28 protein-coding genes and 2 tRNA genes are annotated in these 25336 nt (G+C 65.3%); 14 read left to right on the forward strand and 16 right to left on the reverse strand.

The genetic code is table 11. The annotated features are described in order from the left end of the window. Positions 1–542: 542 nt before the first annotated feature. From C448_RS14325 to C448_RS15735, 3 genes are all read right to left on the reverse strand, one after another. Positions 543–1406 carry a 3-hydroxyacyl-CoA dehydrogenase family protein gene (locus C448_RS14325; RefSeq protein ID WP_004055833.1) on the reverse strand — a complete coding sequence of 288 codons (864 nt, stop codon included), beginning with the start codon at positions 1404–1406 and terminating at the stop codon, positions 543–545. A gap of 174 nt (positions 1407–1580) precedes the next feature. Then, a complete protein-coding gene (locus tag C448_RS14330) occupies positions 1581–3089 on the reverse strand; it encodes a 2-isopropylmalate synthase (protein WP_049916374.1) in 1509 nt (502 codons plus the stop codon). A 168-nt stretch (positions 3090–3257) separates the two neighbouring features. Then, positions 3258–3863 (reverse strand): PGF-CTERM sorting domain-containing protein, encoded by a 606-nt coding sequence (locus C448_RS15735; protein ID WP_239640591.1) that lies wholly within the window; start codon positions 3861–3863, stop codon positions 3258–3260. A 400-nt stretch (positions 3864–4263) separates the two neighbouring features. Between C448_RS15735 and C448_RS16205 the strand changes: the two genes are divergently transcribed. From C448_RS16205 to C448_RS14360, 7 genes are all read left to right on the forward strand, one after another. Further along, entirely contained in the window at positions 4264–4428 is a 165-nt protein-coding gene (locus C448_RS16205) for a hypothetical protein (protein WP_160162798.1), read from the forward strand. 25 nt (positions 4429–4453) lie between these two features. After that, complete coding sequence (locus tag C448_RS14340; protein WP_004055836.1) at positions 4454–4978, forward strand: DUF7097 family protein; 525 nt, start codon at positions 4454–4456, stop codon at positions 4976–4978. A 54-nt stretch (positions 4979–5032) separates the two neighbouring features. Then, positions 5033–5590: a GMP synthase subunit A gene (locus C448_RS14345; protein ID WP_004055837.1), complete on the forward strand. Its 558-nt coding sequence runs from the start codon at positions 5033–5035 to the stop codon at positions 5588–5590. A gap of 36 nt (positions 5591–5626) precedes the next feature. Continuing rightward, a complete protein-coding gene (locus tag C448_RS14350; RefSeq protein ID WP_004055838.1) occupies positions 5627–7483 on the forward strand; it encodes a DUF2070 family protein in 1857 nt (618 codons plus the stop codon). 147 nt (positions 7484–7630) lie between these two features. Next, entirely contained in the window at positions 7631–7786 is a 156-nt protein-coding gene (locus tag C448_RS16210; protein WP_169316357.1) for a hypothetical protein, read from the forward strand. A gap of 120 nt (positions 7787–7906) precedes the next feature. After that, positions 7907–8164: a hypothetical protein gene (locus C448_RS14355; RefSeq protein ID WP_004055840.1), complete on the forward strand. Its 258-nt coding sequence runs from the start codon at positions 7907–7909 to the stop codon at positions 8162–8164. A 41-nt stretch (positions 8165–8205) separates the two neighbouring features. Beyond that, complete coding sequence (locus C448_RS14360; RefSeq protein ID WP_004055841.1) at positions 8206–8439, forward strand: hypothetical protein; 234 nt, start codon at positions 8206–8208, stop codon at positions 8437–8439. 245 nt (positions 8440–8684) lie between these two features. On the opposite strand, the gene C448_RS14365 is transcribed toward C448_RS14360, so the two are convergent. Further along, positions 8685–8769: transfer RNA gene (locus tag C448_RS14365), tRNA-Ser, on the reverse strand. A gap of 84 nt (positions 8770–8853) precedes the next feature. Between C448_RS14365 and C448_RS14370 the strand changes: the two genes are divergently transcribed. After that, complete coding sequence (locus C448_RS14370; protein ID WP_004055842.1) at positions 8854–9801, forward strand: AAA family ATPase; 948 nt, start codon at positions 8854–8856, stop codon at positions 9799–9801. A gap of 1 nt (position 9802) precedes the next feature. On the opposite strand, the gene C448_RS14375 is transcribed toward C448_RS14370, so the two are convergent. The 7 genes from C448_RS14375 to C448_RS14405 form a co-directional block, all read right to left on the reverse strand. Further along, complete coding sequence (locus C448_RS14375) at positions 9803–9994, reverse strand: hypothetical protein (RefSeq protein WP_004055843.1); 192 nt, start codon at positions 9992–9994, stop codon at positions 9803–9805. A 142-nt stretch (positions 9995–10136) separates the two neighbouring features. Continuing rightward, complete coding sequence (locus C448_RS14380; protein ID WP_004055844.1) at positions 10137–10634, reverse strand: DUF7519 family protein; 498 nt, start codon at positions 10632–10634, stop codon at positions 10137–10139. Then, entirely contained in the window at positions 10631–11872 is a 1242-nt protein-coding gene (locus tag C448_RS14385) for a DUF58 domain-containing protein (RefSeq protein WP_004055845.1), read from the reverse strand. Before C448_RS14385 ends, C448_RS14380 begins: the two co-directional genes overlap by 4 nt. Beyond that, on the reverse strand, positions 11869–12444 hold the full coding sequence (locus tag C448_RS14390) for a DUF7269 family protein (protein ID WP_004055846.1): 576 nt from the start codon (positions 12442–12444) through the stop codon (positions 11869–11871). The genes C448_RS14385 and C448_RS14390 overlap by 4 nt, the downstream gene beginning before the upstream one ends. Beyond that, positions 12441–13373 carry a DUF4129 domain-containing protein gene (locus C448_RS14395; RefSeq protein WP_004055847.1) on the reverse strand — a complete coding sequence of 311 codons (933 nt, stop codon included), beginning with the start codon at positions 13371–13373 and terminating at the stop codon, positions 12441–12443. The genes C448_RS14390 and C448_RS14395 overlap by 4 nt, the downstream gene beginning before the upstream one ends. A 96-nt stretch (positions 13374–13469) precedes the next feature. Further along, entirely contained in the window at positions 13470–13820 is a 351-nt protein-coding gene (locus C448_RS14400) for a DUF5789 family protein (RefSeq protein ID WP_004055848.1), read from the reverse strand. A 99-nt stretch (positions 13821–13919) separates the two neighbouring features. Next, positions 13920–13993 (reverse strand) — tRNA-Tyr (locus C448_RS14405). Between the two features lie 195 nt (positions 13994–14188). Here C448_RS14405 and C448_RS14410 point away from each other — a divergent pair. The 3 genes from C448_RS14410 to ftsZ all read left to right on the forward strand — a co-directional run bounded on the left by C448_RS14410 (position 14189) and on the right by ftsZ (position 16201). After that, positions 14189–14689: a zinc ribbon domain-containing protein gene (locus C448_RS14410; RefSeq protein WP_004055849.1), complete on the forward strand. Its 501-nt coding sequence runs from the start codon at positions 14189–14191 to the stop codon at positions 14687–14689. Positions 14690–14886: 197 nt separating this feature from the next. After that, entirely contained in the window at positions 14887–15060 is a 174-nt protein-coding gene (locus tag C448_RS14415; RefSeq protein WP_004055850.1) for a ribbon-helix-helix domain-containing protein, read from the forward strand. 1 nt (position 15061) lies between these two features. Further along, positions 15062–16201, forward strand: coding sequence for a cell division protein FtsZ (gene ftsZ, locus C448_RS14420; RefSeq protein ID WP_004055851.1), 1140 nt, complete (start codon positions 15062–15064; stop codon positions 16199–16201). Positions 16202–16330: 129 nt separating this feature from the next. On the opposite strand, the gene ncsA is transcribed toward ftsZ, so the two are convergent. Both ncsA and C448_RS14430 read right to left on the reverse strand, forming a co-directional pair. Next, the gene (ncsA, locus tag C448_RS14425; RefSeq protein ID WP_004055852.1) at positions 16331–17293 is read right to left on the reverse strand and encodes a tRNA 2-thiolation protein NcsA; all 963 of its coding nucleotides are present in this window, start codon (positions 17291–17293) and stop codon (positions 16331–16333) included. A 502-nt stretch (positions 17294–17795) separates the two neighbouring features. After that, a complete protein-coding gene (locus C448_RS14430) occupies positions 17796–17978 on the reverse strand; it encodes a DUF7576 family protein (RefSeq protein ID WP_004055853.1) in 183 nt (60 codons plus the stop codon). A gap of 112 nt (positions 17979–18090) precedes the next feature. On the opposite strand from C448_RS14430, the gene C448_RS14435 reads away from it, so the two are divergent. Further along, positions 18091–18867 (forward strand): SDR family NAD(P)-dependent oxidoreductase, encoded by a 777-nt coding sequence (locus C448_RS14435; RefSeq protein ID WP_004055854.1) that lies wholly within the window; start codon positions 18091–18093, stop codon positions 18865–18867. A 9-nt stretch (positions 18868–18876) separates the two neighbouring features. On the opposite strand, the gene C448_RS14440 is transcribed toward C448_RS14435, so the two are convergent. Further along, positions 18877–19413: an SCP2 sterol-binding domain-containing protein gene (locus C448_RS14440; protein ID WP_004055855.1), complete on the reverse strand. Its 537-nt coding sequence runs from the start codon at positions 19411–19413 to the stop codon at positions 18877–18879. Between the two features lie 123 nt (positions 19414–19536). Between C448_RS14440 and C448_RS14445 the strand changes: the two genes are divergently transcribed. Then, on the forward strand, positions 19537–20187 hold the full coding sequence (locus C448_RS14445) for a helix-turn-helix domain-containing protein (protein WP_004055856.1): 651 nt from the start codon (positions 19537–19539) through the stop codon (positions 20185–20187). A gap of 68 nt (positions 20188–20255) precedes the next feature. Here the strand turns inward: C448_RS14445 and C448_RS14450 are convergent, their stop codons facing one another. After that, positions 20256–21284 (reverse strand): LLM class flavin-dependent oxidoreductase, encoded by a 1029-nt coding sequence (locus C448_RS14450; RefSeq protein WP_004055857.1) that lies wholly within the window; start codon positions 21282–21284, stop codon positions 20256–20258. 398 nt (positions 21285–21682) lie between these two features. On the opposite strand from C448_RS14450, the gene gdhB reads away from it, so the two are divergent. Continuing rightward, positions 21683–22981, forward strand: coding sequence for a glutamate dehydrogenase GdhB (gene gdhB / locus C448_RS14455; protein ID WP_004055858.1), 1299 nt, complete (start codon positions 21683–21685; stop codon positions 22979–22981). A gap of 112 nt (positions 22982–23093) precedes the next feature. Here gdhB and C448_RS14460 read toward each other — a convergent pair. Further along, positions 23094–25336 (reverse strand): amino acid permease (locus C448_RS14460; RefSeq protein ID WP_004055859.1); only part of this gene is annotated, 2243 nt, incomplete at its 5' end.

The following is a 25336-nucleotide window of genomic DNA, read 5'->3' on the forward strand; positions in this document are numbered from 1 at the left end:
TGGGGTGGTCTCGGTTTGGACACCAGAGACAACCCCTTCCTGAGGGGAGTCAGTTGCTACCGAAGTCTAGACCGCTTTGCGACACGACCTCTTTTTCACCTCAAAATAAGGTGCAAAATCAGCACGGTTTCTGCTTCGATTGTGTATGTTTCTTAACTGTCTCGGCAACTCTGAATTGTTGGAGCTCAGATTGTAGCTTTCTCCTCCAAGTAGATCTCTAGCACTCCTATTTTGGAGTGAGGTGAGCATACTGGCACTGACTGTCCCAGGGTTAGGTGCCCTGTGAGGAGAAAAATAAATTGCTTTCGCGTTTCCACCCACTGAAACACCGGAACTATGGGTGCGTGACAACTCATTGTTTATATTTTCTAACACAGTTGACTTTCCCACTCCGTTGGGTCCAGCAATCACCATCAACTGAGGTACATCATCACACTCGACTTCTCGGAGACCACCTTCATTCTGTATAGAAAAACTGGTGAGGGGCACAATAAGAGACAGAGTGATTTCTTGACGCTTGTTACTTACGGTCTTTCTATATCCTACTTTTCGTACTCGTAGAAGCCGGCACCAGTTTTCTTGCCGAGATCGCCCGCCTCGACCGTTCGTTTCAGGAGATACGCCGGCGTGTAGCGGTCGCCGAGCTCCTCGTGGAGGGTTCGGGTGGCGTCGAGACAGATGTCCAGCCCGATGTGGTCGGCGAGTTCGAGCGGCCCCATCGGGACGTTGGTGCCGAGTTTCATCCCCCGATCGATGTCTTCCTTCGTCGCCACACCCTCGTCGAAGGTTCTGATACCCTCGTTGATCCACGGCATCAGGATACGGTTCGAGACGAACCCCGGCTTGTCGTCCGACTCCCAGGTCTCCTTGCCCAGCCCCGCGGCGAAGTCGTGGGCGAGCGCCGTGGTTGCGTCGGTAGTGTGCTCGCCGACGACCAGCTCGACGCCCTTCATGACGGGGACGGGGTTCATGAAGTGCAGTCCGACGACGAGCTCGGGGCGGTCGGTCGCGCTCGCGATCGACGTGACCGAGAGCGTGCTGGTGTTGGTCGCGAGCACGACATCCTCCGGCACAGTGCTATCGAGATCGGCGAAGATGTCCTGTTTGATCTCCATCTCCTCGACGGCCGCCTCGACGACGAGATCGCAGTCGGCGAGCTCGTCGAGATCGGTGGTGCCTGTGATCCGGTCGCGCGTTGCCCCAGCCTCGTCCTCGGTGAGTTTCTCGCTGTCGACGAGCCGATCCAGACTGTCGTCGATCGCGTCGAGCCCGTTCTCGACGAACGATGTCTCGATGTCGCGCATGACGACGTCGTAGCCCGCGGTTGCGGCGACCTGTGCGATGCCGTTGCCCATCGTCCCAGCGCCGACGACGCCCACCCGTTCGACCGCATCGAGTTCGCGCATGTCTCGACTCGCTGCGGCGCGGTGGTAATACTGTCGGACAGCAACCGATAAAGAACCGTTCCGTGGCAATCATCCGTCACAGTAGGTTTCTAAAATTTGATTGCAACATATTTCTGTCCGACAGTAACCCTACTGGGTGTTGCGGTAGCGATGGTGATGGAGAAGCGAGCGATCTCAGTTCGCGAGCAGCCGATCGAGCGCGTCGACCATCGCCTCGACGCTCGCCCGGGTGATGTCGGCGTGGCTCGCGGCGACCGAGACCGACTGTGCGTCGCGGCTCATTTCCACTTCGACAGTCACGAGTGCGTCGGTTCCGCCGGTGATGGCATCGACGTGGTAGGAGTCGAGCGTCGCGTCGCGACCGGGACCGAGCGCCTCCCGGACGGCCGCCACGGCGGCGTCGACGGGCCCGCTGCCAGTGCCGCTGGCGGTGCGTTCGTCGCCATCGACGCGGAGCCTGACGCTCGCCGTCGGGGTGGCGTTGCCGCTGGCCGCCGTGAGATCTTCGAGTTCGACCCGGCGCTCGCGCTCGCGACCCTGGACCGTCTCGGCGAGCGCGAGCACGTCGGCGTCGGTCACGCGTTTGCCCTGATCGCCGAGATCGGTCACACGATCGGTGATCTCGGCCACGTCGGCGTCGCTCGCCTCGACGTCGTGCTCGGCGAGCGTCGCCGCGACGCCCGCGCGTCCGGTGTGTTTGCCGAGGGCGAGCCGGCGCTCGCGACCCACCCGCTCCGGTGGGTAGGGTTCGTACATCGCGTCGTCCTTCAGCTGACCGTCGGTGTGGATGCCCGACTCGTGTGTGAAGGCGTTCTCGCCCACGACCGCTTTGTTCGGTGCGAGCGCGATGCCCGTCGCGTCGGCGACGGTCCGCCCGAGGTCGTAGAGACCTCCGGTGTCGACGGTCTCGTTGTCGTAGCCCTCGGCGAGCGCGATGGCGACCTCTTCGAGCGCGACGTTGCCCGCGCGCTCGCCGATCCCGTTGATCGTGGCGTGGACGAGGTCCGCGCCCGCCCGGATCGACGCGAACGCGTTCGCCACCGCCAGTCCGAGATCGTCGTGGGTGTGGGTGCTCGTCGGGCCGAGTTCGGCGAGTTCGGCGACGACGTCTCCCGTGTGCTCGGGCGTGGCGTAGCCGACGGTATCACAGTAACAGATCCGGTCCGCGCCGGCGTCGACGGCCGCGCCCAGCAGTTCGGTGAGGAACTCCGGATCGGATCGGCTGCCGTCCTCGCCGAGCACCTCGACCCAGAGCCCGTGCTCGCGGGCGTACTCGACGAGCTCGACGGTGGTCTCGACGACGCCGCCGCGGCTCGTGCCGACCTTGCGTTCGATGTGGCGCTCGCTGGCGGGCACGACGAGATTGATCCCGTCGACGTCGCAGTCGAGCGCGAGATCGATGTCGCCTCTGATGCCGCGACAGAAGCTCGTCACCCGCGCGTCGAGCCCCTCGCTCGTCACCCGCGAGATGGTCTCGCGCTCGCCCGCGCCGGTGCAGGCGCTGCCGGCCTCGATCGTCGAGACGCCGGCCGTGTCGAGTTTGCGGGCGATGTCGACCTTCTCGCTTGGCGTGAGCGACACGCCGGGGGCTTGCTCGCCGTCGCGGAGCGTTGTATCGAGAAACTGTACGTCAGTGTCAGACAGCGGGGTAGTTTCGGGGGAGCCCCCGAATAAAACGTTCACCGGTCATGATAGCCACTCGCAGCGCAGCGCGGGCGGTATTTAAAAGAGTGCGTTCCGACAGATGTTGCGACTCGACGTTCTCGTTGTGAGCAGCGGTGGCGCGTATTCGTGCTCGTGTGTGATCAAAGATAGGTAACCGATGCACTGCACGGCGACAGCGACGGTCGATCAGCGCTGTCGGACTCCGATGAAGACGAGTGCCAACAGAGCGACGACCGCACTCAGAACACCGAATCCAGGACCGGACGTGCTGCTCCCGTCGCTCTGATTCCCGGTCGTGGATTGATTCACGGCGGTACCGTTCGTCCCATCATCCATCCCCGTCGATGACTGTGTCGTCGATTTCACGACCGTCGTCGTGGCAGTCGGGGTCGAGGTCGGGGTACTGGTTGCCGTCGGCGTTGCGGTCGGCGTCGCCGTTGGAGTCGCTGTCGCGGTAGGCGTTGGCGTTGCAGTGGCTGTTGCGGTCGGCGTCGCCGTCTCAAGTTCCTTGGTCTCCGGCGACTCCTTCGTCACCGTGTACGCGGCCGGTTCGTCGAGATCGGCGAACCCCGTGAAGCTCACCTTCGTGTAGTACGTCCCCGTCCGCTCGGCGGTGGCCGTTATCTGTGCGCGGCCGCCCTCGGATTCGAGGTATGCGTCGTCGATCGTCTCCTCGTCGGGACCGACGAGATCGACGGACAGTATCCCGTTGGGCGTCCCGCCGGTGTAGACGAGCGAGATGCTGTCTCCCTCTTCGACGTCGAACTCGTACCAGTCTTCGTCACCTGTCACTTCGATTTCACCGCTCGTCTCGTCGTCTTCGAGCGGTGTTGCGGCTCCATTGTCGTCGTTGGGCTCGTCCTCTTGCAGTTGCGCTTGCGCGACACCGATGGTTGAAGCACCTGCGATAAGCAGACAAACCAGTACGACAACCAGCGATGTGTTTGACAGTTTCATTTTCTCTACGGCTCAAAAATACGCCTGACCGACAATAATAACCTTCTCATATCTTCGTAAACATGATCATTCAATATTCGTTCGTTTTCATACACCAAAAAATCCGATTGAAATATTTCTGTTCGTCTTCAGTCAGGCGAAACCGTCGGATCGGCCGGTGACGAACGGAGCGATCGGATACGACCAACCGTTTCGAGTACGTGATTATTTGTGGTTCTGCCGAGTCGACACAGTTGTGGACACGTACAATCGGGGCACGATCGCCATCGCGGTGGGACTCGCGATCGGCGCATGGATCACGGCAGCACCATCGGCGGGGCTCGTGTCCAGACTCGGCACCGCCGCAATCGCCGGGTTGGCAGGGTTCGTCGGTGCGGTGCTGCTGAAAGGCTGGCATTGACGTCGATTCGGAACGAGAGTCGAGTATGGAGAAGACGCCCGCCGGCAGCTCGGTCGGCGTCGAGGACCCCTACGCGTTCGTCGAGCGGTGCGATCATCTCACCGACGGCGGGCGCTGTCGGTACGCGCTCGAACACGACCGTCACGACCCTGCGTTCGCCCGCAAGCGCCGCGCCGACGAGTTCGCCTGTCCGGTCGTTACCGACGCCGGTCCCGACTGGGGCTGGGCCGACTGTCCGCACTTCCGGGCACGGAACCGCTCGCGCGAGTGCGTCCGCTGCGGGCTCGACGAGCACCGACAGGCCCACTCGGACGAACGACCGCTGCTCGAAGAGCACCATCTCTCCTACGCCGACGACGAGCACACGAGCCACGAGATCACCGTCTTCCTCTGTCGGTGGTGTCACGCCAAGATCCACGAGTCGTGGGCGCGCATCGACGACGATGCTAGCCCGGACACCGAGGCGCTCGCCGCCAGGGAGGGCCGGCGGAGTCACGAACACGCCGAACTCGATTTCTCGTCGGCCGCCGAGCGCCGGGACGACGGCTGAGGCGATCGATCGCGTTTTCGGGAGTCTTTAGCCGATTCGTCGCCACGACCTAGTATGACCACAATCGTCGTCGTCGACAACGGCGGCCAGTTCACCCATCTGGAGGGCCGTGCGCTGGACGACATCGGCGTCGAGACCGGCATCGTCGGGAACTCGACGCCCCCCGACGAGGTCGATGCCGACGGGATCGTGCTCTCGGGCGGGCCGGAGATCGACGAGCGCGGGCGCTCCGGCGAGTATCTCGACGCGGACGTTCCCGTATTAGGCATCTGTCTCGGCATGCAGATCATCGCCGACGAGTACGGCGGCGCGGTCGGTGCGGGCGAATACGGCGGGTACGCCGACGTCACGGTCGATATCGACGACGAGACGGACCCGCTTGTCGGCTCGCTCGCACCGGAGACGCGCGTCTGGGCGAGCCATGCCGACCAGGTGACGGCGCTGCCCGACGGGTTCGACCGCACCGCCACGAGCGACGTCTGCGGGATCGAGGCGATGAGCGACGCCGAGCGCGACTTGTATGGCGTTCAGTGGCATCCGGAGGTCGCTCACACCGAGCGGGGCGAGGAACTGTTCGCGAACTTCCGGGCGATCTGCGAGAGCGACGATTGAGGTGGATTTAACCACGCTCGGGTTGTCGGAGCAACAATGAGCACCACGCAGGGTGATCTCGCAGCCCTCTCGCGGTTCATCTTCCGCGCGCCCCAGTGGTACGCGAGCCTCGGCTTCGCGCTGCTGGTCGCCGCCGTCGCCGGCGTCGCCGCCTTCGACTCGCGCTTCATCCTCGAAGACGCCTGGGAGGGGATCTTCTTCATCGGGGTTCCCACGATCGTCGCGAGCGTCGTCACCCCACCGGTCGATCGAGCCCTCGACGGCCAGCTCACGCCGAACCGTGCCTCGCTGCTCGCGCTCGTCAGCGAACTGATTCTCGTCGCCTTCCTCGTCGGCGCGGGCATCATTGCCGTGGTCACCCCGCTCGCCCAGCGGTTCGTCTTCGACGTGCTCACCGTGGGACTGGCGTCGGTGTTCGCGCTGCGGCTGCTCGTCGTCCTCGCCGTCTCCCGGAAGTCACTGTTCATCGCGGCGATACCGGCGGGGATCCAGACCGCGACGGTCGCGCTGCTCGTCTTCGTCTACAGCGGGATGATGCGTTTCTTCGAGGTCGGCGGCCCGCTCGTGCTCTCCTTTCTCTCGCGGCCGAACCGCGGGCCGGCGGAGTTCGCCGCCGTCGAGCCGCTCGATTTCGCCCTGCTCGCCCTTCTCTGTCTGCTCTACGCCGTCGGGGTCTGGGCGTTCGTGACCGTCATCGACCAGCCGTGGCGACGGAGCCTCGGCGTGAGCGTGCTCGACTTCCTTCGGGGGTTCATCGGCCACATCGCCGACGGGACGCGCGAGATCGAGGAATTCTTCGCGTCGCTCGGCGAGGAGGCGCTCGTTCCCGTCACCGTGCTCGCGGCGCGTCGCCCCGACGGCACCGAGAAGGCACGGTTCGTCCTCCCGATGATCCATCCCGGCCCGATGGGTGAGATCGGCGGCGGCGATCTCCCCAAACGCGTCGCCGAAAGCACCGACGGGCTCGGGTTTCCGCCACACGCGACCGCCGGTCACGACTTCAACCTCGTCACCGAACGGGAGGTCGATACCGTTCTCGATGCGGTTGCGCGGGCGAGCGAGCGCATCGAGTACACCGAGACGGGTTCGGCCAGTCGGCGTGCGACCGTCGGTGAGGCGACGGTCACGGGCCATGCCGTCGGCGACGGCGCGCTGTTCGTGGCGACCTACGCGCCGAACTTCGCCGACGACATCGACTACTCGGTGGGTCTATCGGCGGCCGCCGAGGCGCGTGCGCACGGACTCTCCGACGCGATGCTCGTCGATGCACACAACTCGAACAACGGGCTCGACGGTCCGGATCTGGGCCACGTCGTCCCGGGCAGTCAGCGCTCGTTCGATCTCATCGAGGCGGTCGGCGAGGTGGCCGGCGATCTCACGGGCGCGCCGCGCGAACCGCTCTCGCTCGGCGTCGCGTGGGACGAGACACCCTGGACGCCGGCGGAGGGGATCGGCCCGCTCGGCATCCGTGTCGCGGTGTTCGCCGCCGGCGACGAGACCACCGCCTACGTGCTCGTCGACGGCAACAACATGGAGCCCGGTCTGCGCGAGGCGATCGTCGGCCGGCTCGACGCCGTCGACACCGCCGAGGTGATGACGAGCGACACCCACGTCGTGAACACGCTCGAATCGACGAACCAGGTCGGCGGCGCGATCCCACACGACGAGCTGATCGACCGGATCACGTCGCTGGTCGAAGAAGCGCTCGCCGACTGTGAGCCGATCGAGGCCGGGATGGCGACCGAGCGTGCCCGCGTCAACGTCTTCGGCAACGACCGAACCGAGACGCTCGCCAGCCACGCCAACGCGATGGTGACGATGGGCGGCGCGCTCGCCGGCGCGGTCACGCTCGCGCTCTTCACGATCAGCGTGCTCGTTTTCCTGCTCACTTAACGTCGGACAAATTACATTCCGTGGAAACAGTTACGGTGCCGCCCGTGGTAGCTGGTAGTATGCAACGAGCAGTCCACGGCAATGGCGGCTCGGGATCGGCGAGTACGGCGTCGCGGGAACGTGTGCGGACGGCCGCTTCGTGTGATCATGAGTGAATCGATGAAGCGGCCGTCGCTGTGTCTGAACTGTGGGTTCGAGGCCATGCCCGGCGACGACCAGTGGGAGACGATCGAATCCCCGCCGCTCGGCGTCCTCACGCAGTGTCCGGACTGCGGGAGCACGGACGTCACGAACCGCTGGTAGCGATCGCGGGATGACGACGCGGCCGGCATCGCAGCCTCGTCGTCGCATCCACCGCTGCAACCGCCGTCACTGACGGCCGCGACCCACAATCAGAAGAGTGGCGAGCGCGTTCGTCGAGTCGTGAGCGAGGGGTACGTTCTCGAGATCAAGCCCTCGGCGCGGCGACAGAGTTCGCGGGCCGGCGAGTGGGTCCACGAAGAGGGTCCACGACGGCTGTTCGAATCGAAGGCGCTCGCACGTGAGTGGGCGAGCCAGCGCCGCGTCGGAGTGTGGGTACAGGACGCCGCCCCACACGACACGAGCGGGGTCGACGGCTATCTCGTCGGTGGCCAGCGCGCCGGCACCGCCCGACGCACGGGCCGGCAAACTTCGCTCTGAGCGAGCGGACTCCTTTTGCCCATTGGCCTCCACGGCGACATATGGGTAACTCCGAGGACGACGGGAAGCCGAACCGCAAGCGCGCGGCGCTCGCCGTGCTGCCGTTTCTCGCGCTCGGACTGGCCTCCGTCGCGTTCGTCGTGCTCTGGGGCCTCAAACCGATCATGGGGCTCGCCGTTCTCCCGCCGATCCTGTTCGTGAGCGCGCTCGCGTGGGTCGCCTTCCGCGGCGGGTTCATCAACAGTCGCCTCGACGATCGGGACGATGTGGCCTGAGCAGCCGCTCGGAAGCCAACGAACCGGAATCCGTTTCGAGTCGAACGAACGTAGCGATGGGAATTCTCCCGCCGTCATCGTTTTTGGAAAAGCGCCGGGGGTAAGATGTGACCCACGTGCGGACGTTCCTGCTCGCTCGTTGTACTCGCTCGCGGGCTGCGTCCGCTCTCGTTCAAATCTCACGCCATCGCACCTGCTCGGCTGTGGAAGACGAAGTCTGTCTTGGATCGCTGGTTGCAGGAAAGCGCCGGGGGTGAGATTTGAACTCACGAGTCCGTGAGGACAGTTGCTTTCGAGGCAACCGCCTTGGCCAGGCTAGGCTACCCCGGCTCCATCAGTCCGTTCGCCCGAGACCACTTTATGGATTTCGATCGCCATCGCCACACCTAAGCGCCTCGACACACCCGAACGATCATGGAGATCGACGCGGCCCACGGCGAGATCGAGCGGGTTCTCGACGCGCTCGATGCAACCGTGATCGCCGAGCGCTCGCTGCTCGAAACGATCCTCATGGGCGTGCTCGCGCGCGGCCACGTGCTCATCGAGGACGTTCCGGGCACGGGCAAGACGCTCATCGCCCGCAACATCGCCCGCGCGCTCGGGCTCTCCTTCTCGCGCGTGCAGTTCACACCAGACCTCTTGCCATCGGACGTGACAGGCACACACGTCTACGACGAGGGCACGGGCGAGTTCTCGTTCTCGCAGGGGCCGATCTTCGCGAACGTCGTACTCGCCGACGAGATCAATCGTGCGCCGCCGAAGACGCAGGCCGCCCTTCTAGAGGCGATGGAGGAGCGCCAGGTCACCGTCGACGGCGAGACCCACGACCTCCCCGATCCCTTCGTCGTCATCGCGACGCAGAACCCCGTCGAGATGGCGGGCACGTTCGAGCTTCCCGAGGCACAGGTCGATCGTTTTCTCGTCGAAACGGCGATCGGCTATCCCGACGAGAGCGGCGAGATCGAACTCCTCCGGCGGCGCGCCGAGCGCGACGAGCGGAGTCCACGAACGGAACGAGTGCTCTCGACCGATCGGGTGCGCGCGCTGCAGGAGGTTCCGGAATCGGTGCGCGTCGACGAGGATCTGCTGACCTACGCGGTCGCCATCGCGCGGGCCACCCGCCAGCGCCCGGCGTGTTCGGTCGGCGTCTCGCCGCGGGGCACGCAGCGACTGTTCGAGGCCGCCCGCGCCCGTGCGGTGCTGTCGGGGCGTGCGTTCGTCACGCCCGAGGACGTGAAAGGCATCGCGCCCGCGGTGCTCGCTCATCGGCTGGTGCTCACGCCCGATGCCGCCGTCGAGGACGTCGAAAAACGAGCGATCGTCGAGAGCGTGCTCGATGAACTGCCGGTGCCAACGATCTGAGCTACTCCTCGTGCTGGAGCGCCTGGTAGATCGCGAAGCCGATCATCGTCGGCGGCCAAAGGCCGATGAACATCCCGCGCTGCTTGTTGCCGCGGGCGTAGTATTCGTACAGTGCGAGCGCCACGGAGCCGAGCGCGCCGAAGGCGAGATACGGCGCACCCGACTCGTCCGGCATGGTGTCTGATTCCGACATTGCGTCCATTCTCGCAGCGCCGTGGGAATAAACGTCAGGGAAGGAACGGTTCGTTCCGGCTCGCATACCTTCATACTGATTCGCAATGACACGGTTCGGGTCATATGGCACAGGGGGTCGTTTCGTGCCCACACGGCCGCGCTCAGGGTCGTAGCGCGAGGACGAGCACCACCGCGCCGAACAACAGCGCGATCGGAACGAGCGCCGGACCGCCACCGGCCAGCCGATAGACGGCGAATCCGCCGCCGGCCCCGATCAGCGCCAGCGCACCGCTCGTGCCCGCGTGGACGAGTTCCGCCCGACGTGTCGTGGCTCCCCTCCCGACCGTCTCGCCGAGGCCGATGCCGAACTCGGCGACGTCCCACGCGACGACCGTAGCGGCGGTCGCCGTCAGCAGGAGTGGGGATGGCGCGCCGGCGAGCCCCGCGAGCAGCGTTCCGCAGAACAGTCCCGTGGCCCCGAGCGTAATGGCCGCCCGCGACGACGAGCGCAATCCGACAGCGAGACCGACGACGCCGACCGCGCCGACGACGGCCGCCGGTCCCGAGAGAGCGAGCGACAGCGTGCCGACGACTGCGACGCCGATCGCGATGGCGGTGCTCGCCCGTGGTGGCGCATCGTCGATCGCTGTGGTGCTCACCGTGTGCCCCCTGCCCGGGCGAGCGCGACGGCGAGCGATTCGGCTCCCCAGTCGACGACCGGGATCCCGGCCGCGCGCAGCGTCGACAGGCGAAGGGTGCGCTCGGTGCGAGCCACTCGCTGGCCGGGCGTTTCGTCGCTCGTGGGATCGGGACTGAGAACGGTCACGCGATGGCCGCTGGCGTCCAGTCGCTGGAGGAGCCCCACGATGTAGTCGTCGCACAGCGGCGAGCAGACAAGCAACTGTGCCTCGGACGGCAGCCGACGGCGCAGTCGTCGTAGCCGGATCGACGGGAAGAACGGTTCCTCGGGCGGCGTCGGCGCGAGCGCCGGGTGGGTGGCGAGCAGTTCGCGGGCACGGGCGCGATGGCTCGCCCCGAGCCCCGGTGCGAGCCAACAGGATTCGGGCGCGAGCGCGGCGATCCCGACCGGGTTCTCCGCGTCCGTCAGCGCGACGTACAGCGCTCCGCTGGCCGCGACGCTTCGCTCGACCGCGGCAGCGCGCTCCTCGCGGAAGTCCACGGTCGAAAGGTCGCCGGTCTTCGCCTTCCGATTCCAGTCGATGCGCGAGAGTGGGTCGCCCGGACGGTACTCGCGAGTGGTGTGGAAGGCGACGCCCGACCCGCCGATGTCGGTGAGCACGCGCCCGGGCTGGCCGATCGTCTGCTGGCGAAGCCCGATCGTCACCTGTGCATCGAGTGCCGGCACGCAGGTGATCGGTGTCTCGTCGGTCGCCACCACCTCGTGCCGTCGCTCGACCGCCCCGCTCGCGTCGCGGGCGATGGCGAACGCTGGCTCGAAAGCGTGTCGACCGCGAGCAGCGCTCACGTCGTAGGAGAATGTCGTCGTTTCACCCGGTCTGAGCGCGGTCGCCAGCCGTGGCGATCCCGATTCGACGGCGAGTGCGGGCGGCACGCCATCGATGATCCGGAGATCGGACAGGACGGAGTCGCCGGTGTTCTCGATCGTCACCGTGACCGTCACCTCCTGTTCGGAAGCCGGTTCGGCGTCGCTCACCGATCGCTCGATGGAGAGATCGACGGTCGGTGGCTGTGCGGCCCGTGCGAACCCGGCGAAGACGACGCCGACGACGCCGACGAGCACGAGGCCGGCGCTGTCGGCGAGGATGCCGACCGCGCCGGCGATCAGCGCGAGCGCGCTTACCCCCTGCCAGCGGCCCGTTCGACGCACGCGTCCATCGTCCGCGCTCGCATTTCGCTCCCGTTCGGGACGACTCATTGCTCGCGCTCCCGGCTCGCGATGGTGGCAAGCGCGTCGGCTGCGTGGCGTGCCCGCCGGCGCTCGCTCGGCTCGCCGCTGAACGCCGCACGCAGGCGTTCTTCGAGGGGGATGTCCGAAGCGCGCGCTTCGGCGAAAAACGCCGCCGCATAGGGGTCATCGGTCCACGTCCCCTCCGCGAGCTGTTCGCGGGCAGCCTGCTCGCTGGCTCCCTGCTGAATCAGTATTTTGACGGCGAGTTCGTCCAGCCGGTCGCGTATCGCGCGGCGCTCGCTGGCTCCCTGCATCCGCCCGCCGGGCGCGAGTTCGGCGACGGCGTCATCGAACCCCTCGCCCGGTGTCGAGAACTCGCCCGTGGACTCGGGCGTCGGCAGATCGCTTTCCGTCTCCTCGGCCCGAAACCGTGAGCGGACGGCCGCAGCGCCGCCGGCGAGCGCGACGATCGCGACCGCACCGAGCAGTTCGGTCGTCAGCGTGATGCCACCGGCGAACCCCGGCACGCTCGCGACGGCCAACCCCCAGAGGACGAGTGCGACGCCGGCCGCGACGGCCAGCGATCGTCCGCGACTCATCGCTCCTCCGCGTCGTCCTCGATGCGCCGCAGTGCGGCCACCGCTCGCGCTTCGCGTTCCTCGGTGGCGTCGGTGCCGCCGTAGCGCACGGCTCTGAAGACGTCGGTGAGTTCGGTGACGTTTTCGCGAGCCATGCCGGCGTCGGTCGCGGCGCGGGCGAACTCCTCCGGGGTCCGTGAGCGCGGGTTTCCCATGTCCAACTGCCCGATCATCTCCCGCCACGCACGGTAGATCTCGTTGTCGGTGCTCGTGTCGTCGGCGATGCGGTCGGCCGCGTTTCCGGCCGCACGCCCGAGTTCGGCCGCACTGGGGGACGACGAGTTCGACGCCGCCGGTGTTGATTCTCCATCATTTTCGTTCTCGTCGGTCGTCCGCCGGGAACGAACGAGGAGCCCGATCCCGACGAGAAGTACGGCAGCGACGGCGAACGCGAGTAGCGGATCGGTCGTAACGGTCTGGGCCACGCTGTCGGCCGCTCCGTCGCCGCCACCACCCGGGAACACGGGTGTCCGCCTGCCGGCGATACCCCTCCCGTTCGCCGAGTCGTTACCGCCGAGGAAACCGAGAATACGATATATTCCCAACAGCAGGCCAGCCAGAACGACCGATCCGAGCGCGACGATGCCGAGATCGCGGAGGCCGAGTTCGTCGCGCAGGACGTACAGACCGACGAAAAACCCACCGACGAGCACGATGACGAGTAGCTGGAGAAGGGCCTCGATTGCTCCCGAGCCACCCGACGGATCGATCTGAGCCTGCTGGCCGAGGTCGAACGTCTGCCCCTCGCCGAGGAGGCCGCCGCTCCCGCCACCGCTCCCCGTGGCGCTCCCGGCCGCTTGCGTCGGTGCGTCGATGGCGGCGGCCCCGACGGCGATTGCGAGGATCGCCAGTGCGGCGAGTAAGACGACGCCGAGCGCGTCGCGATTCACGACCTACCTGCGGGACGGGGCCGTCATGAGCGTTGTCCCGCGGGCGGCGAACCGATGGCTCCTGGCTGTTTCGAATCGGTTCCCGACATCGATCGATTACGCTCGATCCGACTCCGCGGCCTCGTCGAGCGCCTCCAGGTCGCGTCCGTCGTTGTACTCGTTCGGTTCGCCCGCTTCGCCGGTGAGTTCGCCGTAGAGCGCCTCACGAACCTCTTCGGGCGTGTCGTACTCGTCGTCGAGCCGATCGAAGACGCTGCCCATCGACTCGGTTTCGTTCGGCATATCGATCGGCTGATCGGCGTACTCGGTGGCGAGCTCCTCGCTTCTGACGGGATACTGTCGATCGCTGACGTCGGCTTCGACGTCGTCGAGGATGTTCTCGACGTGTTCGGCGCGGTCGCGCTGGCGCTCCCGTGCACGGTCGGTGTTGCGTCCCTCGTCGGGCATACGCAGCGTACGACGCCCGGCGGAAAAAGTATGTCACCGGCAACTGCAACCCGCACTCGTCGGTCGTCCGACTCGACTTCGATTCGTTTGGCGAGGAAATCCGCCCTCCCCGAATTGAACGGGGGACAAGCCGATCTACAGTCGGCTGCTCTACCAGGCTGAGCTAAGGGCGGACAGTACGAACAATCGGACTATCGAACTTAACGGTTGCCATTCGATCGCCGACCATCGACTGGTCCGATGACTGTCCGACAGAGCCTCCTGTCGAATTGTCGGTCGATCCTGGATCGCCGATTGGACGGTGTTCTCGGCCCGTGAGCGGCGATCCGACAGTATGAAGTGTAGCGGTCCCGTCGCCCCGAGCGAGGATGAGCAAGATCACGTTCCGTGCCGACGACGAGCTCATCGAGGAGCTCGAAACCCTGGAGCTCTCAAAGAGCGAGGCGATGCGGGAGGCGCTCCGATCCTATCTCGCACGGAACGAGACGGCGACCGACAGTCTCGACGCCGTCGTCGCCGACCGCGTCGATGCACTCATCGACGAGCGGCTGGACGCGTTTACGCCGTCAGAGCCACAGGACGTGAACGTAAACATCACGCTCGACGGCGTTTCCGAGCGGACGACCGCGGACGACGCGACCGAGCGTAAGACGAACGACGCGACGGCGCAAACGCCGTCGGACGCGCGTAAAACGTGCGCGCAGTGTGGCGAGGACATCGACGACGAGAACGTCTACTGCCCGAACTGCGGCGAAAAGGCATCCCATCGCGTGTTCTGCGACTGCGGCGACGAACTCCGCTCGGACTGGGGGTTCTGTCCGAGCTGTGGCCGACGCACGCCCGCAGCCGACGTCCTGGATCAACCGTAGGAGAACACTGCCCATCGCATACGCGGCATCCGGCGTCTCACGACGCGTGTCTTACGCGAGCCGGTAGTTTTATTACACCTGCCGTGATTGCATACTTTGCGTAAGACGACCGTCTTACAGACGTCGTGGACGGGAGTGATATGGCTCCCGTCACGCGATTTCGATGTGTAAGACGCGTCGCAAAAGGGAGCAACAAAATGGAGCGTGTGACACTGCGAATTCCGAAACAGCAGATCGAGGAGGTCGAACGGATGGTCGAACTCGGCGAGTATCCGAACCGGAGCGAGGCGATCCGGGCGGCGGTCAGGGAGATGGTCGCCGAGGAACGGTCGGACGATCGTCCGACGGAACGACCGTTCGCGAGGGCCTGAGATGCAGGACATCGTCGAGTCGGCGCTCGAAAACGCCGAACTCGAGAAACAGCGGCGCGACGAGGCCGAACTGGAGGAGTTCGGCGACCCGCGGATCGTCGTCGTCGGCTGTGGCGGTGCCGGCAACAACACCGTCAACAGGCTCTACAACATCGGCGTCGAGGGTGCCGAGACCATCGCCATCAACACCGACAAACAGCATCTCCAGATGATCGAGGCCGACACGCGCGTGCTCGTCGGCAAGTCCCTCACGCAGGGGCTCGGCGCGGGCGGCGATCCGGAGATGGGTCAGCGCGCGACCGAGATGGCCCAGAGCACCATCAAGGAGGTGCTCACCGGAGCCGATCTCGTGTTCGTCACCGCGGGGATGGGTGGCGGGACGGGGACGGGGGCAGCACCGGTCGTCTCGGAGATCGCCAGCGACGAGGGCGCGATCGTCGTCGGGATGGTCTCCACGCCGTTCAACGTCGAGCGCGCCAGAACTGTCAAGGCCGAGGAGGGGCTCGAAGAGCTCCGCAACGCGGCCGACTCGATCATCGTTCTCGACAACAACCGCCTGCTCGACTACGTGCCGAACCTCCCCGTCGGCAAGGCGTTCTCGGTGATGGATCAGCTGATCGCCGAAACGGTCAAGGGCATCTCCGAGACGATCACTCAGCCGTCGCTCATCAACCTCGACTACGCCGACATGACCTCCATCATGAACCAGGGCGGCGTCGCGGTGATGCTCGTCGGCGAGACTCAGGACAAGAACAAGACCGAGGAGGTCGTCAAGGACGCGATGACCCACCCCCTGCTCGACGTCGATTACCGGGGTGCCTCGGGCGGACTGGTCCACATCACCGGCGGCCCGGATCTCACCCTGAAGGAGGCCGAGGAGATCGCCGAGCGGATCACCGACCGACTCGACCCGAGCGCGAACGTCATCTGGGGCTCGCGCATCCGCGAGGAGTACAAGGGGAAGGTCCGCGTGATGGCGATCATGACCGGCGTCCAGAGCGCGCAGGTGCTCGGTCCCGACGCCCAGGGGCAGGCCGACCGCTCGCGCGCGGCACTCGACGAGGAGTTCGAACTCCCCGCCCAGAGCGACGGCGGTCACGACGAACCCGACCGACAGAACGATCTCGACGTCATCCGATAGGTCCCGCTTTCGGCCCTCCACATCGCTGCTCGAACGATCCTATTTCTCTCCCACTCGCCCGACGACCGCAGAGATCGTCATAGAGCCGATCCGACAGCGCAGGCCAACGGGCTTTTCGCGTATCCGTTGTCAGACCGCGTGAACCGCCTCGGTGAGCTGGCACGTCCGGCAGACCTCGCGCGTGGTGGCGTTGCCACAGCGCTCGCACTCGCCGAGATCACTGTCCTTCGCGCCGTAGGCGCTGGCGGCCAGTTTCGCCAGCTCCTCGTAGCCGGCCATGATCGAGTGGCGCGTCCCGGGATGGCGCTCCTCCATATCGAGCAGGAGATCCTGGATCTCGCCACGATAGGCCTCCGTCGAGTGCGGACATTCGGCCATGTGGACGGGCAGATCGGCGAGATGGGCGTAGAGCGCGACCTCCTTTTCGGGGACGTCCCGCAGCGGCTTCGCGCGCGGGACGAACTCGTCGGTCTCGGTACGCTCGTCGAACGGCCCGAGGCTCGCGTCGAAGTGTTTGGCCATCTGGGCGACGTCACCCTCGAAGAAGTTCATCAGCGCGGTCTGGGCCTCGTCGTCCAGGTTGTGGCCCGTCAGGAGTTTGTCCGCGCCGAACGACTCGGCGTAGTCGGCGAGCAGATCGCGTCGGAAGACGCCACAGTACGCACACGCGGCCATCCCCTCGGGGTCCTTCTCGACGACGTCGTCCATCTCCAGATCGAACTCGTCGGTGTAGCTCACGACCTCGTGGTGGATATCGAGCCCGTCGGCGAGCTCGCTCGCGGCGTCGAGGCTCTCATCGCGATAGCCCTCGATCCCCTCGTGGATGGTGAGCGCGACCAGCTCGATGCGCGGATCCTCGGCGAACGTCTCTTCGAGAATCGAGGTGAGCACGACGCTGTCCTTCCCGCCCGAGAGGCCGATGAGCCACGTCTCGGGACTCTCGGGGGTCGCGTCGTCGCCAATCAGTCCGTCCTGTCTGATCCGCCGACGAACGCGCTTTTCGACCGACGCCCGGAGATGGTGCTCGCAGAGATGCGCCCCGGAGTACGCCGCGTGAACCACCGCGTCACGGTCGCACTTGGTGCAGTTCATGGAAATTCTACTCACGGCCCACTTTTTTACTCGTCGGGTAACCTCCCTCCGGTCGGCTACCACTCCTCGTAAAAACCTGGACTAAAAAGGACCGCTCGCTCACTGCGTTCGCTCGCGGCGAACCGCGCTCGTTTCACTCGCGCGGATGCCGACGCTTACCACAACCACCGCACAGCACCACAACAGCCCACACTCCTCCCCAACCGATTCGCTCACTCGCGTTGCTCGTTCGCTCATCCCTCGCACGCCGATCCGCGCTCGGTGCTCACTTCGCTCACGGGTCGTTCCTCCCCGTTCGCATCGAGGTCGTTCGAGAGAGCTTCGCTCTCTCGTGATCTCGAAGTGCCGAAGGCACTTCGAAGAATCATCGGAAGACTGTGGTCTTCCGAGATGACGAGACGCCTGCGGCGTCTCGAACCACACTCACTACGTTCGTACCTCGCACCGTTCGCACACGAGCGCGAGCGCGCGCCAACCGCTACCGACTCGTCCGACTACCGAATCACTGCTCGTCTCGCCATTCCTCGATACATTCTTCGTCACAGAAATGTAGATCTTCGTTGGCCTCTACGTCGTCGCCAAGGATCTCCCATTCGAGCGGGTCGAGATGCGCGCCGCAGTTCTCACAGGTCGCGCTCTCGGTCTCACGACCGGGGTTCGGCGTCGTGTCGCTTGGCTCTTCCATCGATCAGAAGTGGACCTCGACGCACTCCAGTCCATCGGCCATCGCACTCGCTGATAAACGGCCGCGCATCCGGGGACGAAGGGATTTGTCGGCGGGAGGCGACCACACCGGCATGGACCTGGGACTCGATGACAAGACGGCGCTCGTTACCGGCGGCGGCGGACGCATCGGCAGCGAGGACTGCGAGACGCTCGCCGCGGAGGGCGCGGAGATCGTCGTCCTCGACGTGGACGAAGACGGCGCTGAGACCGTCGCCGACGGGATCGAAGACGATGGTGGCACGGCCCACGCCGTCGAGTGCGACCTGACCGACCGCGAGGACGTCGCCACGACGATCGAGGCGATCCGCGAGGAGACGGGCGGGATCGACGTGCTCGTGAACAACGCTGGGATGGTCGACGCGCGTGCACGGGTCGAGAACTTCGAGGACGATATTTGGGAGCGCGATATCGCGGTAAACCTCACGGGCTCGTACAACGTCACCCGCGAGGTGTTCCCCGCGATGTGCGAGCGCGGCTGGGGACGGATCGTCACCATGTCCTCGATGGCCGGCTGGCAGGGCGGCTTCGGCCAAATTTCCTACTCGGCGACCAAAGCCGCGCTCATCGGCTTCGGCAAGACGCTCGCGCTGGAGGGTGCACAGTCCGGCGTTACCTCGAACGTCGTCGCGCCGAGCATCGTCGTCGGCGCGCTCGCCGACCTCCCGCCCGACCAGTTGGAGGAGGTCGACGAACACTTCGCGCGCATCGCCAAGGCCACGCCGATGCGTCAGCTCGGCCGCGAGGAGGACGTCGCCAATCTCGTCGCCTATCTCGCGAGCGAACAGTCGAGCTACATCACCGGCCAGGTCGTCGGCGTCACCGGCGGCATCGATCTCTTCTCGTTCTAAAAATCGGGGTCAGTTCGCGTACTTCTCGTCGGCGAACTCGTGGTCCGGTTCGCCAGCGAGCTCGGTCAGTTTGACGGCGGCGTCGGAATACTGGAGGATCTTCTGCATGTCGCCGTCGAGCTCGAAATCGCCACCCATCAGCCCGTCGATGACGCCCATCTCCTGTTCCAGCAGCGCCTTCCAGTTCTCCGTTGTCGCCGAGAGCAGAAAGCCCTCGTCGACCTCCCCCGGGCTCTCGACGAGATATGCACCGGTGCACTTCCCGTCTTCGAGCCCACAGAAGGCGTGCCCGACGTAGCCCCGATCGTCGGTCTCGTCGAGATACGTATCGAGCTCCTCCTGGAGGTAGTCGGGCATCGCCTCCACATCGAGCTCGTCGACGGGCATCTCGGTCATCTCGAAGACGAAGTGGCCGTTGAAATCGACGCCCCAGCCTTCGCTCACGTCGGCGTACTCCTCGTCGCCGTTGATCTCCTCTTCGTACGCGGCGAACCACGCCTGACTCGGAAAGAGCAACGGGTCCGGTTCGTAATCGACATCAGCCATTGTATGACACCGACTAACGATTCGCAGCCACACCAATGAACGTTCATCGGCGTATCCGCGGTCATTTATACGCTGTGTCGCGGTGCGGGAAAAGTATATGCGCCCGCTCCGCCCATCCCGGCTATGCGGTATGTCACCTTCGTTCTCATTCCGCCCGACGGCGGCCTCCACCCCTCCGACCGGCGACTGGCCGAGGATTCGGACGTGACGCGCACGGCGCTACACGACATCAACCGCCTCGACGACGGCACCGCCGTCACGCTCTACAGACTCGACGGCACCGTCGAGCGCGTCGAGGAAATCCTCGACGACTGCGCGGACGTCCTCGCGCACAACGTCTCGGCGACCGGCGATAGCGTCCACGCCTACGTCCACTTCGAGACCAACGACGTCGTCGCGGGGCTGCTCGCCGTCCCTCATGCCCACGGGATCATCCTCGACACACCCATCGAGTTCACCCCCCGTGGCGGGCTCCGGATAACCGTCGTCGGCGAGGAGACGACGATCCGCGAGACGATCGGCACCGTCCCCGACGGGATCGGTCTCAAACTCGAAGAGACTGGCGAGTACGAACCGAGCGCCCAGCGGCTGTTCGCCAGGCTCACCACCCGCCAGCAGGAAACGCTCAAGGCGGCCATCGAGGCGGGCTACTACGAGGTTCCCCGCCGGGCGACACACGCCGACATCGCCGAGCGCCTCGATCGGACCGGCGGCACCGTCGGCGAACATCTCCGCAAGATCGAGGCAGCGGTGCTCACCGCGATCGTTCCCTGATCAGCGATCGACCGTGTGCGTCGACCGGCCTGTGAGGGATCGTCGACTGTCGGGCAGCTGGCTGTGAATCACGAATCTCTGGCGGAGAGCCCGACTCCGTCGGCGATCAGTTCGTACGAGCGAACCCGGTCGTCGGGATCCGGAATCATGTTCTGAACGACGACTTCGTCGACGCCGACCTGCTCGGTCATCTGTTCGAGGATATCTCGTACTGTCGCGGGGCTTCCGGAGATCTGCTGTGGCCAGTCGCCCGGTTCGATCGACTGTGGCGTCGGATCGGGAACGCCACCGAGTTCGTCGATCGCATCGTCGACGGCCGGAGGTGTGCCGACCTCGCCACGGTCGAGTCGCTGGTAGTACGCCTCGACCGAGGCACGGAGACGCGCGGCTTCCTCGTCGGTGTCGCCACAGCTGACGTTCACCCCGATCATCCCCGCCGGTTCGTCCGGAGCGGCCTCGAACGGGGCGGGTTCGAAGCTCTCTCGGTAGGCCTCGAACGCCTGTGGGGCGACGTCGGGCCGAATGAACGCAGCAAAGCAGTACGGGAGCCCCAACTTGCCGGCGATCGCCGCGCTGTTCGGGCTGGAGCCGAGCACCCACGTCTGGGGGACGGCCTCGCCCGAACGAGCGAGCTGCAGTTGGCTGTAGGGATGGTCGTCCGGAAAGCCATTATAAAGATGTTTGACTGCTTCCTCGATCTTGTCGGCGTGGTCGTCCTGCTGCTGGTTTTGGTTGTACTGGAGCGCGTGATCGGCGGCTGGCTGTCCCGACGCTCGCCCGAGCCCCATATCGATCCGCCCGGGCGCGAGCGCGTCGAGCGCGCTGAACGTCTCGGCCACTTTGTACGGACTGTAATGGTTGAGCAGAACAGTACCGGAGCCGAGGCGAATGTCGGACGTCTTGGCCGCGAGATGGGCGATCAGCACCTCCGGGGTCGTGCTCGCCGTCGAATCACCGCCACCGTGATGCTCGGCCAGCCAGAACCGCGAGTAGCCGAGTTCCTCGGCCCGTTGGGCCAGCTCGATGGTGTTGTCGTACGCATCCGTCGCCGTACCACCCTCGGGGACCGTCCCGAGGCTGACGATCGACAGCTCCATGCAAGGGCTACCCCCTCACGCCTGAATAGCCGTTCGGCTCTCGACCCAGGACAACGATCGGAACCGCGAAATCGCGCCGTCAGCGCTCGTAACGTCGATCACGCGCCGACGAAGACGCGAAATGGCCATCGAATCGAGAGCAGGATGCGGAAAGAAGGGATCGAGGGGTGGCCACCGAGACATATTATGTGGTAATATAACAATCAAACATAAGTATTATTAATACTGGAAGCGGAGACGAAGGCGTGTTCGGTCGTATGACTGGTGAGTGAACGCGAACGGATGACACGGGTCACCGCGACCGTAGTCGGTGTCGTCGTTCGCAATCGGCTTCGACCGGCATCGCAGTCGAGAGAACCGCCCACCAGCATGCGCCCCTCAGCACACCGCATCAGTCAATGTCTTCAGACACACCACCCCAGACCGATCGCACCGAATCGAGAGACCAGTCGGACGATTCCGAATCGGCCCTGCAGACGGTCGTCGATCAGCTGTCGGAGGTAGCAGACGAGATCGATCTCGATCCGAACGTCGTCGAGCGACTGTCCCATCCCAACAGCGTCTACGAGGTCACGGTTCCGATCGAGCGAGACGACGGCTCGATCGAGGTGTTCACCGGCTATCGGGCACAACACGACAGCGTTCGCGGTCCGTACAAGGGCGGGGTGCGCTACAACCCGTCGATCACGAGGGACGAATGCGTGGCCCTCTCGATGGCGATGACGTGGAAGTGTGCGGTGATGGATATCCCGTTCGGCGGGGCGAAAGGTGGCGTGCAGGCGAACCCGAAGGATCTGAGCGAGCGCGAGCACGAACGGCTCACCCGACGGTTCACCCACGAGATCGGCGACATCATCGGGCCGATGACGGACATCCCCGCACCGGATATGGGAACCGACGCCCAGACGATGGCGTGGATCATGGACGCGTACAGTACCAACGTCGGCGAAACCAAGCCCGGTGTCGTGACCGGGAAGCCGATGTCGATCGGTGGCAGCGAGGGGCGTGAGGGTGCACCGGGACGCAGCGTCGCGCTGATCGCTCGGAAGGCCGCCGAATACTACGACTGGTCGCTCGACGACACGACGATCGCCGTGCAGGGGTTCGGCAGCGTCGGGGCCAAAGCAGCCCGATTGCTCGACGACTGGGGTGCTGACATCGTCGCGGTCAGTGACGTGAAAGGAGTTCGGTACGAACCGGACGGGATCGACACCATGGCGGTCCCGTCGTTCGAAGAGGAGCCGGAGGCCGTGACCGACGATGCCGACGAGGTGCTGGCACCCGAGCAGCTGTTCGAACTCGACGTCGACATGCTCGTTCCGGCAGCGATCGGGAACGTCATCACGAAACAGAACGTCCACGATATCACGGCCGACCTCATCGTCGAGGGGGCAAACGGGCCAACGACCCACGCGGCCGATGCGATCCTCGAAGAGCGCGACATCCCCGTGCTCCCGGATATTCTGGCGAACGCCGGCGGGGTGACGGTGAGCTACTTCGAGTGGCTACAGGACATCAATCGTCGTGCGTGGTCGAGCGAGCGCGTCAACAACGAACTCGATCAGGAGATGCACGCGGCGTGGGACGACGTCCGAACGGAGTTCGAACAGCGATCCGTCTCGTGGCGTGACGCCGCCTACATCGTCGCGCTCTCGCGAATCGGTGCCGCGTACGATGCGCGCGGACTGTGGCCGTAACACGATCGATCACTGTTACGAGCCACGAACGGTAGCTCTCGCGGACCGTTCCGCGAACGATGGTCCGGCCTCGATTCGCCGGACGACGATGCCGCCAAGAGTATCCTGATTCTCAGCCACCGAAACCGAGGTATCGACGGACCCAACCGGTGATCCCGAGGTTTCGCTTGGCCATGATGATCGTTCCGTTCGCGCGGCGGGCGACCTCCTCGGGGATCGCACCGAAGACGAGCTGCTGGAGCAAGCTCTCCCGCGTCGCGCCGACGATCGTCAGGTCGTGCCCGCCCGAGCGGTCGACGATCTCCTCGACGACGTCATCGCCATCGAGCAGCTGCGAGGAGATCGAGTCGTGCTCGCCGACCGACTCCGCAGCCTGTGCAAGCAGCTCCTCGGCCTCCGTACGGGCGTCGCTGTCGGCATCGCTCCCGACGACGTAGGCGATTTCGACGTGAGCATCGTTCGCCCGTGCGATCGAACCGGCGACCTCGGCGGCGTACTCCGCGTGAGGGCCACCCGCCGTCGGCACGAGGATCGATTCGACGTCGCCGGGTTCGCCGATGCGCTCGACGAGGACGTCACAGCGAGCGTCCCTGACGACGTCGTCGACGTTGCTGCCGAGCACGATATCCCGGCGACGGCGACCCTGACCGTGCCAACCCATCAGCACGGTATCGCTGTCGTACTGCTCGACGGTGTTGATGATCGCCGTGGCGGGATCGTGACCGAGCCGCACCGTCCCCTGTGTCGGGACGCCACCCTCCTCCCCGATCGCCATCGCTCGCGAGAGCAGCTCGCGGCGTTCGCCGACGTGTTGGCGACCCTCCGCCAGGGGCGTCTGGGGCGCGACGGTGACGACGCTGATGACGTGGATCTCCGCGTCCCGCTCGCGGGCGACGTCCACGGCGGCCCGCATGAGCTGCTCGGCGCTCTCGGGATCGGCGATCGGTACGAGCAGCTGTGAGTCGCGTGATTCGGTCGCTCGCTCGGCGACCACGGTCGGCGTCTCCTCTTCGAGCACCTCTTCTTCACGCTCGCTCGAATAGCCGAGATAGACGACGACGCCGAGCGCGAACCACAGCACGATCGTCACCAATGCGACGAACCCCTTCGATTCCTCGCCGAAACCGATCGCGAGCCCCTGCGATTCGAGCAAGAACGGCGCGAGGATCAACTGAAACACGATCCCGAGGATCGGAATCACCGGCATGTACGGGATTTTGAACGGCCGTTCGAGATCCGGACGGTTGCGCCGCATGGCGATCGCCGCGACGTTGACCATCGAGAACAGCAGGAGGAACATGACGGCCGAGGAGGAGGCGACGATCTCGATGGGCAGTGCGATCGCCATGATCCCGACGATCGTCGTCGAGGCGATGATCGACAGATAGGGCGAGCGCGTCTCCTCGCTGAGTTCGGAGAGTTCGGTCGGCAGGAGTCGATCCCGACTCATCGAGAAGGCGATCCGGCTGGAGGCGAACAGCGTCGCGTTGAGCGCGCTCACGGTTGCGGCCAGCCCCGCGATGATGAGGAGGAAAAAGCCGAAAGGGACGAACTGCGCCGCCGCCCGGATGATGCCCAGCTCGCCGAGATCCCCGAGGAGTTTCCACGTCTCGATCGAGGTCGACGCACCCTCCATCCCGGCGAACTCGAGCAGCCGTGGGGTGACGTCGATGCCGCCGATGGCCGCAAAGGAGACGAACAGATAGATCGGGACGGCGACAAGCAGCGAGTAGAAGATCGCCCGCGGGATGTTGCGCCCCGGATTCTTGATCTCCTCGCCGGACTGGACGATGATGTCGTAGCCCTCGAAAGCCACGTAGACGAACCCCATCGCGCCGAGGACGCCGGTGACGCCGTTCGGCGCGAACTCGGAAACCGACGTGTAGTTCGCCGCCCAGTCGGCGTGGCCGAGCGTCGCGATCACGCCGAAGATCACGAAGACGGCGAGGATCACGATCTTGATCGAGGTCACGATCACACCGATCGAGCCCGTTTCCTCGGCCCCACGGTAGTTGATGTAGCCAAAGAGAACCACGACGAGCGCGGTGATGATCTTCTCCAGCGTCAGAAAGCCAAGGAGGGCGAATTCGAGGCCGATATCGGAATATTCGGTGACGAGCGTCACGAAAAAGCTCCCGAACGTCGCCGCGTACAGCGCACACGTCACCGCCTGCGCGAACCAGTTCGCCCAGCCGGTGTAGAAGCCATACGGGCTCGGCAACGCCTCCCGCACCCAACTGTACGCGCCACCGGCCTCGGGAAACGCCGCCCCGAGTTCGGCGTAGGACGCAGCGGTGAAGGCCGCGATGATCCCGTTGAGCAGGAAGAACGCGCCGGAGACACCGGGGAGGATCA

The sequence above is a fragment of the Halococcus morrhuae DSM 1307 genome, from assembly GCF_000336695.1.
GTDB lineage: Archaea > Halobacteriota > Halobacteria > Halobacteriales > Halococcaceae > Halococcus > Halococcus morrhuae.